Source organism: Actinopolyspora sabaoui (genome assembly GCF_051225635.1).
Classification (GTDB): Bacteria; Actinomycetota; Actinomycetes; order Mycobacteriales; family Pseudonocardiaceae; genus Actinopolyspora.
Genome location: NZ_JBMIHH010000007.1, coordinates 22,242 through 37,336 on the forward strand (window position 1 = coordinate 22,242; position 15,095 = coordinate 37,336).

The window sequence follows — 15,095 nt, forward strand, 5'->3', positions numbered from 1 at the left end:
TTCACGTTCAGTCAGCTGGGACCTCGCCTGCCGCGCATAGTGTTCGGCACGTCCCACTGACAAAAGCTGTGGAAAGGCAGGAAATGTCCGCCAACTCAGCCGAATCACGCGTGCTCTCGCTACCGCTGCTGGACCACCACACCGCCAGCCGCTCCGCGGTTACCTGCGAGTACCGCTGCGGGAACGCCTGCGCGCACGACGCGCCGAACGAATCGGACAACAGCTACTTCGGCGACCTGGTGCGACGGGTCGTGAACAGACGGGGCGCGCTGCGCGCGGGCGCGGTGCTGTCCGTGGCGGCGGGGGCAACCGCCACGGCCGTCGGCACGGCAACGGCGAACCCGGGCAGGGGTCACGGCCACGGTCATGGCCACGGGAACGACTCGGGCTCCGCTGCCGTCGGCACCGACTTCGACCCGGTGCCGCCGAACACCCAGGACAGGGTGGTCATCCCCGACGGCTACGAGCAGCAGGTCGTCATCCGGTGGGGAGACCCGGTACTGCACTCGGCTCCGGAATTCGACTTCTGGAATCAGACGCCCGAGGCCCAACAGGCCCAGTTCGGTTACAACAACGACTTCGCCGGGCTGATTCCACTGGACCGCGCGGGAATTCACAACCTGCTGGTGGTCAACCACGAGTACACCACCGAAACCCACATGTTCGCCGACTACGACCCGGACAACCCCACCGAGCAGCAGGTGCGGACCGCCTGGGCCGCGCACGGGATGTCCGTGCTGCTGGTCCGGCGCGACCCGGCACGCGGCGGCCTCAGCCCGCTGCCGAGCAGGTACAACAGGCGGATCACACTGCGGACGGAGTTCGAGCTGCGCGGCCCCGCCGCCGGGAGCGAGCTGCTCAAGACCTCCGAGGACCCGAGCGGCACCCGGGTGCTGGGGACCCAGAACAACTGCGCCGGGGGCGTCACCCCGTGGGGAACGGTGCTCTCCGGCGAGGAGAACTTCCACCAGTACTTCGCCAACGCCGACAAGGTGAGCGACCCGGAGACCAGGGAGCGGATGCGCCGCTACGGAGTCGGCACGGGCAGCAGCACCCGCAAGTGGGAGCGTTTCGAGAAGCGCTGGGACGCGAGCAAGGAGCCGAACGAGTCCAACCGGTTCGGCTGGGTGGTCGAGGTCGACCCGCACGATCCGAACTCGACACCGGTCAAGCACACCGCGCTGGGCCGCTTCAAGCACGAGGGTGCCACGATCCGCGCCACGGACGACAGGCGAGTGGTCGCCTACATGGGTGACGACGAGCGGTTCGACTACATTTACAAGTTCGTCTCCAGCGGCAGGATGAAGAACGGCCGCAGCGCCCACGCGCGCAGGCACAACATGTCGCTGCTGGACCACGGAACCCTGTACGTGGCGCGGTTCTCCGGCGACAGCCCCGCCTCGGAGATCGACGGCAGTGGTGAGCTGCCCTCCGACGGCGAGTTCGACGGCTCCGGCGAGTGGCTGCCACTGGCCACGGGTGACACCTCGCACGTTCCCGGCTTCACGGCCGAGGAGGTCTACGTGTTCACCCGCCTCGCCGCCGACAAGGTGGGGGCGACCAAGATGGACCGCCCCGAGGACATCGAGCCGAACCCCTCCAACGGGCGGGTCTACTGCGCGCTGACCAACAACTCCAACCGCGGTGCGGCGGGGCACGCAGCGGTCGACGAGATCAACCCCCGGATCGGCAACAAGCACGGCCACGTGCTGGAGATCCGCGAGAACCATGACGACCCGACCTCGACCGGCATGTCCTGGGGACTGCTGCTGGTCTGCGGCAACCCCGAGGACTCGGGCACCTACTTCGGCGGTTTCGACAAGAACCAGGTGAGCCCGATCTCCTGCCCGGACAACGTGGCGTTCGACCGGCACGGCAACCTGTGGATCTCCACGGACGGCAACGAGCTCGGCTCGCACGACGGGTTGTTCGCCGTGCCGGTGAGCGGATCGGAGCGGGGCCACGTCAAGCAGTTCCTGACGGTGCCCAACGGCGCCGAGACCTGCGGTCCGATCATCACCGACGACGTCGTGACCGTGTGCGTCCAGCACCCGGGCGACAACGGTTCCGGCCCGTCCGACCCCGGCTCGCACTGGCCGGACGGCGGTGATTCCCAGCCGCGTCCCTCGCTGGTCGCCGTGTGGCGCGACCACGGTCACCGCGTGGGCGAGATCGGGCGGCGCTGAACCACGACGTTGATCGCGCCGCCGCTTTTCGGGTCGTGCCGACGCGCTCTCCCATGAGGCGCGAGTCCGGGGACGGAGCGTGGCAAGCGACCGGTCGTGTCGGGGACGAGAAGTCCCCGGCACGGCCGGGGCACGCGGCGTTCACCGTGGTGGCGGCGCTACCGTAATCGGGATGACTTCACGACCGACCGCACTGGTCACGGGCGCTTCACGGGGTGTGGGAGCGGCGGTGGCCCACCGGCTTTCCGAAACCCACGACGTCCTGCTCGGGGGGCGCGACGAGGAAACCCTGCGAAAGCTCGCGGCGGACCTGCCCGGAGCCAGCCCCTGGCCCGCCGAACTCACCGACTACGAGGGGATAGCAGCGGCGGCGGCCGGGATCGAAAACCTCGACGTGCTGGTGCACAGTGCTGGCATGATCGAGCTCGGCTCGGTCTCCGAAACCGGAGTCGACTCGTGGCGCCGCACCTTCGAACTCAACCTGTTCGCCGTCACCGAGCTGACCAGGACACTGCTGCCCGCACTCCGAGCCTCCTCCGGGCACGTGGTGCTGATCAACTCCGGCGCGGGCTTGGCCGCCAAACCGAACTGGGGCTCCTACGCCGCCAGCAAGTTCGCGCTGCGCGCCTACGCGGACGTGCTACGCGGCGAGGAGGCAGCCAACGGAATCCGGGTGACCTCGGTGTTTCCCGGACGGGTAGCCACCGACATGCAGCGCGAGGTACGCGATTCCGAGGGTGGGGCCTTCGAGCCGGAGCGCTATCTGCGGCCGGAGTCGGTCGCCGACACGGTGGTCTCCAGCGTTCGGGCCGGGGAGGACGCGCACATGACGGAGATAGTGCTGCGGCCGGACGGCTGACCGGTTCGAGTTCTCGGGGATTCGGCCGGTGGCAAGCACCGGGACCAGGGAACCGAGGATCACCACCGAGGAGCGCCGTATCCGGGCGGGAGTCCACCGGGTGAAGCTCAACTGGGTGAAGGTCAACCGGGTGGGCTCAACTCTCGATTCGGCGTGCCGCCGCGCGTGCGGACTTCAGTACCGAGCCCCGCTCCACCCGAGTGGGCTCCCCCTCCCGCAGTACATGTTCACCGGCCACCCAGACATCGCGCACGCAGTCGGCACCGGCCGCCCACACCAGGTTGGACAGGATGCGTTCGTCCGTGGTGTCGGCACCGCGCACGAAAGCCGGAGTGTCCAGGTCCAGCTGGACAACATCGGCCCAGCGGCCGCGTTCCAGCACCCCGATGTCGGTGCGGTGCAGGGCCTGCGCACCTCCCCTGGTGGCGGCGAGCAGCAGTTCCGCCGCGCCGACCGCATTGGCATCGCCCTCCCGCAACCGGGCGAACATACCTGCGAGCTGGATCTCCTCCCGGAGGTCGACGTCGTCGTTGCTGGACGGGCCGTCGGTGCCGAGTCCGAGCGGGACCCCCGCCCGCAGCAGATCGACGAATCGGGCCGTGCCGGAGGCGAGCTTCGCGTTGGAACCGGGGCAGTGGGCCACGCTCGCGCCGTGCTCGGCGAGGGTGGCGATGTCGGTGTCGTCGAGGTGCACCCCGTGAGCGGCCAGGAAACGCCCATCCAGCACACCGAGTTCGGCCAACATGCGCGGCACCGAGCCGTACGAACGTCGCTGCTCGGCGTCCTCGTCGGCGGTTTCGGCAACATGGGTGTGCACCAGCGCGCCGCGTTCGCGTGCCTGCTCACCGATCAGTCGCAGTGCCTCCGGCGGGAGGGTGTAGGCGGAGTGCGGCCCGTAGGCGAGTTCCACGCGCTCGCCCGGCCCGAAGTGCAACCCGTCACTGTCGATCCAGCGGCTGATCCGGTCCACCATGCCCTGCCAACCACCCAGGTCACCGAGATCGGGAGTGTCGATCACGGCGGAGGCGATCACCGCACGCGAGCCCACTTCCAGTACCGCCTCGGCGACGGCTTCCGGCGCGAAGTACATCTCCGCGCTGGTGGTCACTCCCGTGCTGAGCATCTCCAGGCTGCCGAGCCGCATGCCGTCCCGGATGTCCGAGGCTCGCAGCCGGGACTCGGCGGGCCAGACCGCTTCCCGCAACCAGCGGAGCAGCGGCAGGTCGCCACCGATGCCCCGCAACAGCGTCATGGGAGTGTGCGCGTGGGAGTTGACCATTCCAGGCAGCAACAGCCCGGGGCAATCCCGCACAACGGTGTTCGGGTCCGGTTCGGGAGCAGAGACACGCGGACCGCAATAGCCCAACCTGCCCTGCTCGTCGATGTCCACGACAGCGTCGCGCGTGACCGAACAGGTCTCGTCGCAGGGAAGCATCAGCGGGGCACGCAGACGTCGAGCGATCGGCATGACCGCATTGTCCAACCGGCGCCCGGCGGGCCGGAAGCTGCCCGGCACGCATTCGGACGGGGCGCCGCGAACACCGAAACGCTATTCGCGGGCACCGAGCGGTACCTCAATTCCTCGCGGTACAGCGGGAGACCGTAGTAGCGCTCCTTCACGGTCCCAGCGAGTTCATGATGTGAAACATCACCAACCCGGCGGCGAGCATGCCGCACGACAGTGCCGCACAGATCAGTCCCTCACGGAGTCTTCGCGCCGTGGCAGAGAACTCACGGACCCGCGCTCCCGGAACGGCATCCTGGTGCCGGGAACGTCCCGACAGGCGGGGGTGTGCGCCTTCGCGGGACGGATCGCGCGATCGCGGTGGGAGCAGTGGGAGCAGCGGTCGCAGCAGAGCTCGGGACCGCAGCAGGGCTCGGGACCGCAGCAGGGCGCGGGACCGCAGCAGGGCGCGGGGTGGCAGCAGGGCGCGGGGTGGCAGCAGGGCTTTGGGCTGTAGCAGGGCTCTGGGTTGCATGTGTCGCGTCATGTCTCCAGCATGCGCACGGCTCGGGGGCGTTCACCTCGGCAGTTCGGCCAGATCGGGTCCCCCGAACGGTCGGTGTTCGGGGGCCGCCCGTACGATTCCGCTTCCACTCCTTCGGTGGAGCGAACCGGCAGCCCCCGCTCCCCGACCACGTTCCCCGACCACGTTCCCCGGCCCCGTTCCCCGGCCACGGCCGGATCAGGCGTTCATCAACCCGGTGCGCCACGCCCAGGCCGCGATCTCCACCCGGTTGCGCGCCCCGATCTTGCCCTGCACCGAGGCCAGATGGGACTTCACGGTGGAAAGCGACATGTAGAGTTCGCCGCTCACCTCGGTGTTGGTCAGCCCGCGCGCCACCGCGCGGACCACGTCGTGTTCCCTGCCGGTCAGCTGCTCCCCGGGCACGTCCTCCGCACGGTTACGGTGCGCGCCGGACTCGTGGAAGTGCCGGAGCAACCGCACGGTGATCTGCGGCGACACCAGGGCATCACCGCGTGTGGCGGCGTGCACCGCTTCCACCAGCAGAGCCGGTCCCGCGTCCTTGAGCAGGAAGCCGCTGGCACCGTTGTTGAGCGCGGTGGCGACGTACTCGTCGAGGTCGAAGGTGGTCACCACGACGACCTTGATGGGGTCGGTGGCCTCCTCTCCCGCGAGCAGCCCGGTAGCCTCCAGACCGTCGATGCCCGGCATTCGGATGTCCATGAGGCAGACGTCCGGACGCAGTTCGCGTGCGAGCCGCACGGCCTCGTGACCATTGCCCGCGTCGCCGACCACCTGGATGTCGTCCTCGCTGTCCAGGATCATCCGGAATCCGGCTCGGACCATTTCCTGGTCGTCGGCGATCAGTACCCGGATCATGCCCGCTTCTCCTCCGTTTCCGCCAGCGGAAGCCGCGCCTCGACTCGCCAGCCACATCCTCGACCCGGTCCCGCGCTCAACCGACCGCCGAGCAGTTCGATTCGCTCCCGCATTCCGACCAAACCGTATCCACCGGAACCACCCGGCGGCTGCCCGCTGGGAGCTGTTCCGTCATCGGTGATCTCCACCAGTAGCTGCTCGTTCTCGGTGTTGACCGAAATCGTGACGAGGTCGGCGTCCAGCGCGTGCTTCTCGGCGTTGGTGAGCGCCTCCTGGACGAGTCGCAGTGCCGAACGCCCCACCTCCTGCGGCACGTCCTTCGTCAACCGCACGTCCAGCTCGATTCGCTTCCCCGAAGCCTCGCGCGTGCTGTGCTCGACCAGCTTCCGCAGGTCGGCCTCCAGGTCGACGGTGGGCTCCGTCTCCAGCGCGGAGAACGAGTCGTTCTCGGGGTCGCGCATGCTGCCGACGAGCCGTCGCATGGCCGTGAGTGCCTCGGTGCCACTGGACGAGATCCGCTCCAACGCCTCTCCCGCGGCTCTCGGGTTCTTCTCGGCGACCTTGAGCGCGGCCTGTGCCTGCACCACGATCCCGGTGACGTGATGCGCGACCACGTCGTGCAGTTCACGGGCCAACGCCATCCGCTCGTCCTGCTGCGCCCCCTTGACCGCCGCACGAACCGCCCGGGCCCGGTCCTCATCGCGGGCACGGAAGTACATCCCGGTGCCGACCGCCAGCACCAGGAGGACAGCTCCCAGGAAGAGCACGCCGAGGAGCTGGGACAGCGACTCGCTGTACCTCGTCTGCGGAATGAGAACCGCGCCGAACACGGCCGAGGCCACGAGGGCACCGGTGGCCGCGGTGGCCTCCCGCGAGGACGCCAGCCGGACCGCGAAGGCCACGAGCAGCATTCCTGCCACGACGATCGGCGCCGGGAGCGCACCCATGCCCGGGATGCCGGTTATGACGACCTCTCCTCCCATCGCGTCGAACAGCCAACCCAACACCGTGGTGAACACGACGGTGACGGCGCCGAACAGCGCGGCCTGCACCGGACGGAGTGGGGCGAACACCGCGAGCACCGACATGAGCACGCAACTGACCAGCAGCAGCATGCCGCCCCACGGCATCCGGAGGAAGTCGATGTTGATCGCCTGCACGAACAGCAGTACGGACAACACGGCGGTGATCGGCCACTGTTCGCGCAACAGCTCGACGATCGGAGTCCGGGCGACCCGTTGTTCACGGGTGTCCCGCAGATACATGCCGGTGCCCACCGCGAGCACCAGCTGCAGGAATCCGAGTTCCAGACTTCGATTCCTCGAGACGAACACCGGGGAGAAGTCCCGCAGGAACACGGCTGCCAGGCAGGAGACCACCAGGACGGCCGTGACCGCGGCGGCCCTGCTCCGGGGCAGCCCGCGGAACGCGTAAACCACCAACAGCAGGCCCGCGACGTTCTCGGTGATCGAGACGTGCGCGAGCACTCCGGGGCCCGGTTCAAACCCCGGCGCGTGGGAGAGCACCACCCCGAGCAGCAGCGTGCCAGCGCCGAGCAGGCCGCAACCGACCGGGTACCACCGCGCGGCCAGCGCGAGCAGCACCATCACCGTGATCAGCGGGATTCGCCCCAGTTCCGGAAAACCGGCATCCAACGTGTGGGCCAGTTCGCCGAGCCAGGTCAGCAGCAACAGGGCCGCGAAGATCCACTGTTCCCGCAACGCACTCACCGTGCGCTGTAACAGCGTCCGGCCGGACCCCCCTCCCGGTTGCTCGGGACTGGGCCTAGTGATGGATGAGCGACCGGACCGAGGCAACACATCCGAACCCTAACCGGCACGAGCGCCCGCGCCCCTTGGCCGATCGGTCGGCACGAAATAACCACATGGCCGATACAACACGTGACGAACAACGATCACGCTCGGTGACGCAATGCAGTAACCGGCGGCCTCCCGCCCCGAATCGCGTGCCGTTACCGGCACGAGCACGCCACTACCGGCTCGAATTCGGCACGGGACACGACCGGCGGTACGAAAGGAGCGACACCGTGCTCACCACGTTATCCGTCATCGGGACGGTACTGGCACTGGCCGTACTGGTGCTGATGGCACTCAGCGCGACGCTGCCCGATCTCTGGGAGGTGTTCCACCACGGACGCTGACCGGTGATCCGTTGTGACCGCCGAACGACAGGTCAAATTCTCATCCGGCGCGGTCGAAGACGACGAGGGACGCAGGTGTGAAAGGCACGCGTCCGGGCTCATACGCCCGGGCTCGGGTGAATCGCCCACCGTCGCCACGACTGTCGAAACGGGATCGCGCCGGACAACCTCGAACACCGCTCAACCTCGAACACCGTGCCGACGTCGTGCGGGTAACTACCCCGTTTTCTCCGCGCCCGGGGCATGCATCCGCCTCCGCAGCCAGGCCCGGCGGGAGCTTCCGCCGAGTGAGCAACCCGGTAACCCGACCGGAAAACTTCGATCAGACACGCTCGAAGATCAGATCGTGCACTTCACGCCCCTCGGAATGAGCCCGGTTCTCGAACTTGGTCACCGGCCGCCACTCCGGACGAGGCGCCCATCCTCCGGGAAAGTCCCCCCAGCGGTTCCGCAGGCTCGGTTCCGCGGTACAGACCTCCATCATCTGCTCGGCGTAGCTCTCCCAGTCGGTAGCCAGGTGCAACACCCCACCGGGACGTAACCGCGAGGCGACCAGCGACACGAAACCGGGTTGGACCAACCGTCGTTTGTGGTGCCGCTTCTTGGGCCACGGGTCCGGAAAGAAGACCCGCACCTCGCTCAACGTGTCCACCGAGAAGTGTTCCCGCAGCAGTACCGTCGCATCGCCGCGCAGCAACCGGAGATTGTCGATGTCGAGAGTCTCAGCACGTGCCAGCAACTGGGCCAGCCCGGGCTTGTAGACCTCGACGGCCAAGTGGTCGTGCTCCGGCTCGGCCGCGGCGAGCTGTGCCGTCGTCTCCCCCATACCGGAACCGACCTCCAGCATCAGTGGGGCGGTTCGACCGAACCAACCAGTGGTGTCGAGCGGGCCCTCGGGCAGTTCGGAGATGTCGTGGCCGAACTCGTGCCAGTACCGATCCCACGCGCGCTGCTGCCCGGTCGTCATGCGCTCACCGCGCTGCACGTAACTGACGACCGTGCGGTGATGGGGAATCTGCTGGTCGGAAGCACTCACGTCGAGCCAGTATCGCAAACCCGGTTCCGGGGTCGAGGTGGACCACCGATTACCCGGGTCATCCGAACGGGGCGGGGTATCTAGGCGCCATACCCGGTGGCCGGAGAGCTGATCCGGTCACCGGGCGGCGCATGTGTTACCAGGCCTCGATTCGAGGCAGGATCGCGGCCAGCTCGCTGACGCCCGGTGCGGGCACCCGGGGCGTCGGCGAACCGTCCGTCTGAGCGGGCACGATGTTGATCCACCCCGGATGCTGGTCGGTCAGCGTCACCGTGGTCGGTACCGACATCGGTGGGCGATCGGAAGGACCGTACTCCCAGTAACCGATCTCACCCGCGGTGGACCAGGGCACGAAGACCCAGCCGGTCCGAGCGATCAGCAGCGCGTGGAGGTCGTCCTCGAACCGGAACGCCTCGGCGCGAGTGCCGACCTCTCCCCGGTGCAACGCGTGCAACCACCAGGGAGCGGGCAGGCGCCCCTCGGGGCCGCCGAGTCTGCGGAACAGATCCAGCACCTGATCCTGCGGAGCGGTGTGCACCCATCCGGTACGCATCGACTCGGGCGAACCCGCCTCTCCCTCGGGCTGGTTCGACTCGGTTGCCAGGGACCACTCCAACCTGGGAGTGGGAATCAGTCGTACGTCCTCGGCTTCTTCCGTGACTTCCGCGTCCTCTGCTACTTCGGTTTCCTCGATGGCCTTGGCGGATTTTTGATTGAGCGACGAAAACTCACTCGACAGAACCACAGCTTCACCCTCCTCCGCGTGAGCCGCGAGGGGATTCGGGTAGGCGACTCGCGGCCTTACCCCCAGGGATGCGCCCCGGAGAAATCGATCCCCGGAGCTACATCTCTTACCTTACGGGTTACCACAGCCACGGTGGGTGTATGCAACATTGCGAAGAATGTGCGCCCCCTCACACTGTCCAGCGAGAAAGCACGCAGCACAGCGCAATCAGACGTTCAACCGAGCGAAACAACACGAACGGATTATGTGATCATGGTCACCTGATCGGCCACTGTGGGCCGTCAGCGGTCGGATCCGTCGCGATGGGATACCACCCCGATCGCACGGGTTCTTCCGCGTCGCGCTCTCGCGAGGGCCGCCTGACGCCGTGTAGTGCCTGCCCGATGTCGCAGCCACCCGGAGCGAGAGCCATCGGGAGGTTCCGTCGAGCGAGCAGCTCGCCAACCCGACCGGAAAACGTCAATGACGAGCGAAAATACAGGGCCGGGGAAAGTAGAGAACCGGGAAAAATACAGGGCCAGGGCCGTCCCCCGAATGACAGCCCTGGCCCTCCCCCGTCCCGACCACAGGCACCCCCGAGCGCCCGTTCAGTCGGTTTCCGGCTGTGCGCGACCGGTCCGGGATTGCCACAACGGACACCCGGCGGCCCGCTCGATCTCACAACCAGCGGTAAGTTCGATTTCTCTTGATCTTATCGGTAGGGGTGAGCAGTATCTCCCACGGGCTCGATAACGCCGTGCGGCACCGCACAGCCGTTATCGAGCGAACACGGCCTCCCGCTCGACCGCCTGCCTCAGGCGTCGCGCTTGCGAACCGTGATCAGCGCGACGACCAGCAGCGCCACCCCGACGGCGAAGAAGTAGACCAACGAGGCCCACGGTCCGATCGGTGGTTCGGGCATCTGGGGAGCCATCGGCGTCTGGGGGCCACCGCCCTGCAGGAACCGGTTGGCGGCGGCGAAGGGCATCCAGTCGAAGATGTCGTCGCCGACCCTCGGCAGCAGCTGGACCAGCGACTCGACCAGCAGTGCCCACACGATCACCAGCGAGATCGCTCCGGCGCTCTGCCGCACCAGCATGCCAACCGCGAGGGCGTACAGCGCGGCACCGGCGTAGACCAGGCCGAGTCCGGCCACGTTGCGCCACTCGTGCCCCGCGTCCAGTGCGAGCGCCTCGCCACCCGTGATCAGATAGCTCACTCCCCAGGCCAGGAAGGCCGAGATCTCACCGATCACGAAGGCCAGTGCCGCCACCACGCCGCTCTTGGCCAGCATGACCGCCGTCCGGTTCGGCACGGCCTGGAAAGTCGCCTTGATGGTGCCGAAGCGGTACTCGGTGGTCACGGCCAGCGCGGCCAGCACCATGACCACCATCATGCCCAGCTGGCCACCCGACTGGGTGGCGCCGACGTTGACCGTGATCTCTTCCGGAGCGGTGGCCGCGAACAGCGCACCGAACCCCACGGTCAGCATCAGGGCGGCGAACATGCACCACCACGGGGAACGGGTGGTGAACAGCTTCATGCGTTCGATTGCCAGCAATGTCATTTCGAATATCCCGATGCTCGTGACCGGCGACGCCGCTCCGCGCGGCGTCGCCGAATGCTCGTGGCTGTCTGTCGTCTCGAACGGGGCGCTAGAACACGACTCCGCCGGATGTCCGGGAGATTTCGGACGGCCCGGGAAGCCGGGCCGGATCGAGGTCCCACGCTGCGGGACCGCGTGCTCCCCCAGTACCGGGACTCCCACGGGGCAGCGTTCTCGACACCCACCGAGGGGCTGCCGGAAACGACTGCCGTGTCGCTTCCCGTTCGATGCCTACTGGTCGTGCGGGGTCACTTCTCCGTCGCCGCGACCGGTGCCTCTTCCGGCGAGCCGGAAGCCCTCTCGCCGGACTGCCCGGTGCTGAACTCCACTTCCTGCCCGGTGATCTGTATGAACGCCTCTTCGAGCGAGGCACGCTGCACGGTGAGTTCGTGCAGTACGCACTCGTACTTGGCGGCGAGCTCACCGATCTGCTCAGTCTCGCCGTCGGGCACCAGCAGGGTGTCCCGCTCCTGCTGGTTCTCGCGGGTGACGGAGAACCCGTTCGAGGTGAGGACCTCGCCGAGCTGATCGGCCTGCGGGCTGCGGACTTTCACCGAGGTGCTGCTGGAGCTCTCCACGAACTCCTGGGTGCTGCACTGCGCGATGAGCTTGCCGCGTCCCACGACGACCAGCTCCTCGGCGGTTTGGGCCATCTCGGAAAGCAGGTGGCTGGAGACCAGCACAGTGCGCCCCTCGGCGGCCAGTCGCTGCATGAACCGCCTGATCCAGTGGATGCCCTCCGGGTCGAGCCCGTTGACCGGCTCGTCGAACATCAGGATCTTGGGATCGCCGAGCAGCGCGGTGGCGATACCCAGCCGCTGGGACATGCCGAGCGAGAAACCGCCCGCCCTGCGTCGAGCCACCTCCGAGAGCCCGACGATGTCGAGCACCTCGTCCACCCGCTTGGTGGGGATGCCGTTGGACCTGGCCATCCACTTGAGGTGCGCGTAGGCGGAACGGTTCGGGTGAACCCACTTGGCGTCGACCAGCGCCCCCAGCGTGCGCAGCGGGTTCTTGAGTTCGGTGTAGTGCTTGCCGTCGATGAGGACCTTGCCAGCGGTGGGGCGGTCCAGGCCGAGCATCATGCGCATCGTGGTGGACTTGCCCGCCCCGTTCGGCCCGAGAAACCCAGTGACCTTGCCGGGCTTGACGGTGAACGAGAGATCGTCGACCGCCAGTTTGGAGCCGTAGCGTTTGGTGAGGCCCACAGCCTCGATCATCGTCACTCCTGTGGATTCCGGTGACCGGCCGGAAATGTGATCCGGCCTCATGTCACCCACCAGCCTGCCCGACGAGCGGTCCTTGCCGCGTCCACCCGGGGTATAGAACCGAATCCGCTTCAGGTCGTAGTGTTCCCGGATCCCCCTGAGACCCTCAGCCCGGAGCTCGTCCTCCGGGGTGGGATCGCTCACTCGACCGGGAGGACGACGGTACGAACCCGCCCCTGCCACGGAGGCGCTCAGCCGGGGAAGAACCAGCGTTCGAGAGCGGGAACCAGCCCGTTCTCGGTAACCGGACTCGTCACCTCGGCGGCGGTGAGCCGCACGGTGGCGGGCGCCTGCCCCATCGCCACCGAGTGGTGGGCCCATTCGAGCATCTGGAGATCGTTGTCACCGTCCCCGGCCGCGAAGGTCCCCTCCTGGGAAACCCCGAGTTCCAACCGGAGTTTCTCCAGTGCCGCCGCCTTGCTGACCCCTGCGGGGACCACCGTCACCCACGGGTCGTAGTGGTCGATCGTGAAGGTGCACCCCGGCAGCTCGACACCTTCGAGGCGTCCCCAGACCTCCGCGGGATCGCGGTTCGCCCAGTTCACGATGAAGCGGGGCACCGGCTGCCCGAGTAGTTCGGCCAGCCCGGTGTGCCACTGCGGCCCGTGCAGCTCCTCCGGCGTGAACGGGGCGGTCACCATGCTGCCGACACCGACCCGTTCGGCGGCGAACAGCGACCCGGGCAGCAGCGGGGAGAGCCGAGTGTGCACGGGCTGCGGATCGAAGGTCTCCACCGAGACGGCCTCCCTGGTGGCCACATCGACCCGGACGGCTCCGTTGGAGCACAGCGCCACCCCGTCGGTGACGCCGAGCTCGTCGAGCACCGGCAACGTACCGAGCATGCTCCGACCGGTGGCGATGACCAGGTGGCTTCCCGAGGAGGCGACATGCCGCACCGCCCGGCGCACCGGCTCGGACAGCGACTGCGTCTCGGGATCCACCATCGTCCCGTCCACGTCGAGGGCGACAAGACTCGGTTTCCAGCTGGATCTCGTGGTCACAACAGCAGCCTATCCGTTCGGCCCGGTGACGGGGGTCGGTCGCGAGTCGAATAACACTACGGGAGGGCTACTCGGGGCGAAACCCCTGTTCCGCACTGCCGACGCTGTCACGCACTGCCGACCGGACGTTTTCGCAGCGCTTCGACATCGTCCAACGAGTAGGCGGTGTCGGCCAACCGCTCGGGAACCACCGAGGCACCGGAGTGGATCAGGCCGCGGATCGATTCGGCCATCCCGAAAACATTGACGTTCATGGCGGCGAGTACCCGGTCCGAGCTGTCGAGCCAACAGGCGACGAACCGCCGGTCCTCCGTCGAGCCACGCACCACCACTCGCTCCTCGACTCCGGCGGGTACGAATCCGTGGTACTCCATCCCGAGGTCGTACTGGTCGGTGAAGAAGTAGGGCAGCTCGGTGTAGGAAGCCGAGTGCCCCAGCATGGTCGCCGCCGCCACGGCGGGTTGTTTCAGCGCGTTGGCCCAGTGCTCCACCCGGAGCCCGCCGAGGGAAGGATGCCGCACCTCGGCGATGTCACCCACCGCGAGGATGTCCGGATCGCTGGTGGTCAGCCCGGTGTCGACCAGCACTCCGTTGTCGATGTCCAGCCCCGCGCCCTCGGCCAGGGTGAGTTCCGGTCGGGCCCCCACCGCGAGCAGCACGGCATCCGCGGGGAGTTCGGATCCGTCGGTGAGCCGCACTCCGGTGACCCCGGAAGGGGTCATGATCTCGGAGACGTGTGCGGAAAGGTGCAGCGTGACCCCGTGCTCGCGGTGCAGGCCGGCGAAGAACTCGCCCATCCGCGGCCCGAGCGAGACCAGCAGGGGCTGCGGCGCCGCTTCGACGAGGTGAACCTCCACCCCGTAGCCCCGGGCCACGGCGGCCACCTCCAGACCGATCCAGCCCGCACCCACGATCACCAGCCGCTCCACGCGTCGCAGCGTGGCGGCAAGCCGATCGGCGTCGCCCAGTCTGCGCAGGTAGTGCACCCCACGGGAATCCGCTCCGGGCAGCGGCAATCGGCGGGGTCGGGAGCCGGTGGCGAGCACGAGCTTGTCGTACCCCAGCCGGGTGGAGTCGGCCAGTTCGATCTCGTGGCTGCCCGGATGCAGCCCGGTCGCCCGGGTACCCAGCCGCAGCTCCACGTCGTTCCGGGCGTACCACTCCCTGGGATGAACGGTGAAGTCGGCCACCTCGGTCCTGCCCGCCAGGTAGTCCTTGGACAGTGGCGGACGCTCGTAGGGCGGCGCCTCCTCTTCACAGACCAACTCGATACGACCGGGGAACTCCCGTTCCCGCAACGCCTCCACGGTCTTCGCGCCCGCGAGGCCGCCACCGACCACGACGAATGTCTCGGACATGAGAACTCCCTCCCACCAGGGCGGTTAGGGGGAGGGTAGGCACTGGAAGT

At 67.9% G+C, this 15,095-nt stretch carries 12 protein-coding genes; 2 read left to right on the forward strand and 10 right to left on the reverse strand.

Going from position 1 to position 15,095, the window contains the following annotated elements:
• Window positions 1-83: 83 nt before the first annotated feature.
• Both ACOQFL_RS14660 and ACOQFL_RS14665 read left to right on the forward strand, forming a co-directional pair.
• Entirely contained in the window at window positions 84-2,186 is a 2,103-nt protein-coding gene (locus tag ACOQFL_RS14660) for a PhoX family protein (protein ID WP_435544717.1), read from the forward strand.
• A 172-nt stretch (window positions 2,187-2,358) separates the two neighbouring features.
• Window positions 2,359-3,045, forward strand: a complete 687-nt coding sequence (locus ACOQFL_RS14665) for an SDR family oxidoreductase (RefSeq protein WP_435544718.1) — start codon at window positions 2,359-2,361, stop codon at window positions 3,043-3,045.
• Window positions 3,046-3,181: 136 nt separating this feature from the next.
• Here ACOQFL_RS14665 and ACOQFL_RS14670 read toward each other — a convergent pair whose 3' ends face one another.
• From ACOQFL_RS14670 to ACOQFL_RS14715, 10 genes are all read right to left on the reverse strand, one after another.
• Entirely contained in the window at window positions 3,182-4,513 is a 1,332-nt protein-coding gene (locus tag ACOQFL_RS14670; protein WP_435544719.1) for an amidohydrolase family protein, read from the reverse strand.
• Between the two features lie 148 nt (window positions 4,514-4,661).
• Window positions 4,662-5,036, reverse strand: a complete 375-nt coding sequence (locus tag ACOQFL_RS14675) for a hypothetical protein (protein ID WP_435544720.1) — start codon at window positions 5,034-5,036, stop codon at window positions 4,662-4,664.
• Window positions 5,037-5,231: 195 nt separating this feature from the next.
• Window positions 5,232-5,891, reverse strand: coding sequence for a response regulator (locus ACOQFL_RS14680; RefSeq protein WP_435544721.1), 660 nt, complete (start codon window positions 5,889-5,891; stop codon window positions 5,232-5,234).
• On the reverse strand, window positions 5,888-7,612 hold the full coding sequence (locus tag ACOQFL_RS14685; RefSeq protein ID WP_435544722.1) for a sensor histidine kinase: 1,725 nt from the start codon (window positions 7,610-7,612) through the stop codon (window positions 5,888-5,890). The genes ACOQFL_RS14680 and ACOQFL_RS14685 overlap by 4 nt, the downstream gene beginning before the upstream one ends.
• A gap of 762 nt (window positions 7,613-8,374) precedes the next feature.
• Window positions 8,375-9,088, reverse strand: a complete 714-nt coding sequence (gene trmB, locus ACOQFL_RS14690; protein WP_435544723.1) for a tRNA (guanosine(46)-N7)-methyltransferase TrmB — start codon at window positions 9,086-9,088, stop codon at window positions 8,375-8,377.
• Between the two features lie 136 nt (window positions 9,089-9,224).
• On the reverse strand, window positions 9,225-9,833 hold the full coding sequence (locus ACOQFL_RS14695) for a hypothetical protein (RefSeq protein WP_435544724.1): 609 nt from the start codon (window positions 9,831-9,833) through the stop codon (window positions 9,225-9,227).
• 793 nt (window positions 9,834-10,626) lie between these two features.
• Window positions 10,627-11,379: a hypothetical protein gene (locus ACOQFL_RS14700; protein WP_435544725.1), complete on the reverse strand. Its 753-nt coding sequence runs from the start codon at window positions 11,377-11,379 to the stop codon at window positions 10,627-10,629.
• A 287-nt stretch (window positions 11,380-11,666) separates the two neighbouring features.
• Window positions 11,667-12,638, reverse strand: a complete 972-nt coding sequence (locus ACOQFL_RS14705; protein WP_435544726.1) for an ABC transporter ATP-binding protein — start codon at window positions 12,636-12,638, stop codon at window positions 11,667-11,669.
• A 239-nt stretch (window positions 12,639-12,877) separates the two neighbouring features.
• Window positions 12,878-13,687 carry an HAD family hydrolase gene (locus ACOQFL_RS14710; RefSeq protein WP_435544727.1) on the reverse strand — a complete coding sequence of 270 codons (810 nt, stop codon included), beginning with the start codon at window positions 13,685-13,687 and terminating at the stop codon, window positions 12,878-12,880.
• 107 nt (window positions 13,688-13,794) lie between these two features.
• Entirely contained in the window at window positions 13,795-15,045 is a 1,251-nt protein-coding gene (locus ACOQFL_RS14715) for an NAD(P)/FAD-dependent oxidoreductase (protein ID WP_435544728.1), read from the reverse strand.
• Window positions 15,046-15,095 lie beyond the last annotated feature (50 nt).

What these genes read in the sequence shown, in the direction of transcription:
- ACOQFL_RS14665 (WP_435544718.1), top strand. Translation starts at nt 2,359, where the DNA reads ATGACTTCACGACCGACCGCACTGGTCACGGGCGCTTCACGGGGTGTG.
- ACOQFL_RS14705 (WP_435544726.1), bottom strand. Translation starts at nt 12,638, where the DNA reads ATGATCGAGGCTGTGGGCCTCACCAAACGCTACGGCTCCAAACTGGCG.
- ACOQFL_RS14660 (WP_435544717.1), top strand. Translation starts at nt 84, where the DNA reads ATGTCCGCCAACTCAGCCGAATCACGCGTGCTCTCGCTACCGCTGCTG.
- ACOQFL_RS14680 (WP_435544721.1), bottom strand. Translation starts at nt 5,891, where the DNA reads ATGATCCGGGTACTGATCGCCGACGACCAGGAAATGGTCCGAGCCGGA.
- ACOQFL_RS14670 (WP_435544719.1), bottom strand. Translation starts at nt 4,513, where the DNA reads ATGCCGATCGCTCGACGTCTGCGTGCCCCGCTGATGCTTCCCTGCGAC.
- ACOQFL_RS14715 (WP_435544728.1), bottom strand. Translation starts at nt 15,045, where the DNA reads ATGTCCGAGACATTCGTCGTGGTCGGTGGCGGCCTCGCGGGCGCGAAG.
- ACOQFL_RS14675 (WP_435544720.1), bottom strand. Translation starts at nt 5,036, where the DNA reads ATGACGCGACACATGCAACCCAGAGCCCTGCTACAGCCCAAAGCCCTG.
- ACOQFL_RS14700 (WP_435544725.1), bottom strand. Translation starts at nt 11,379, where the DNA reads ATGACATTGCTGGCAATCGAACGCATGAAGCTGTTCACCACCCGTTCC.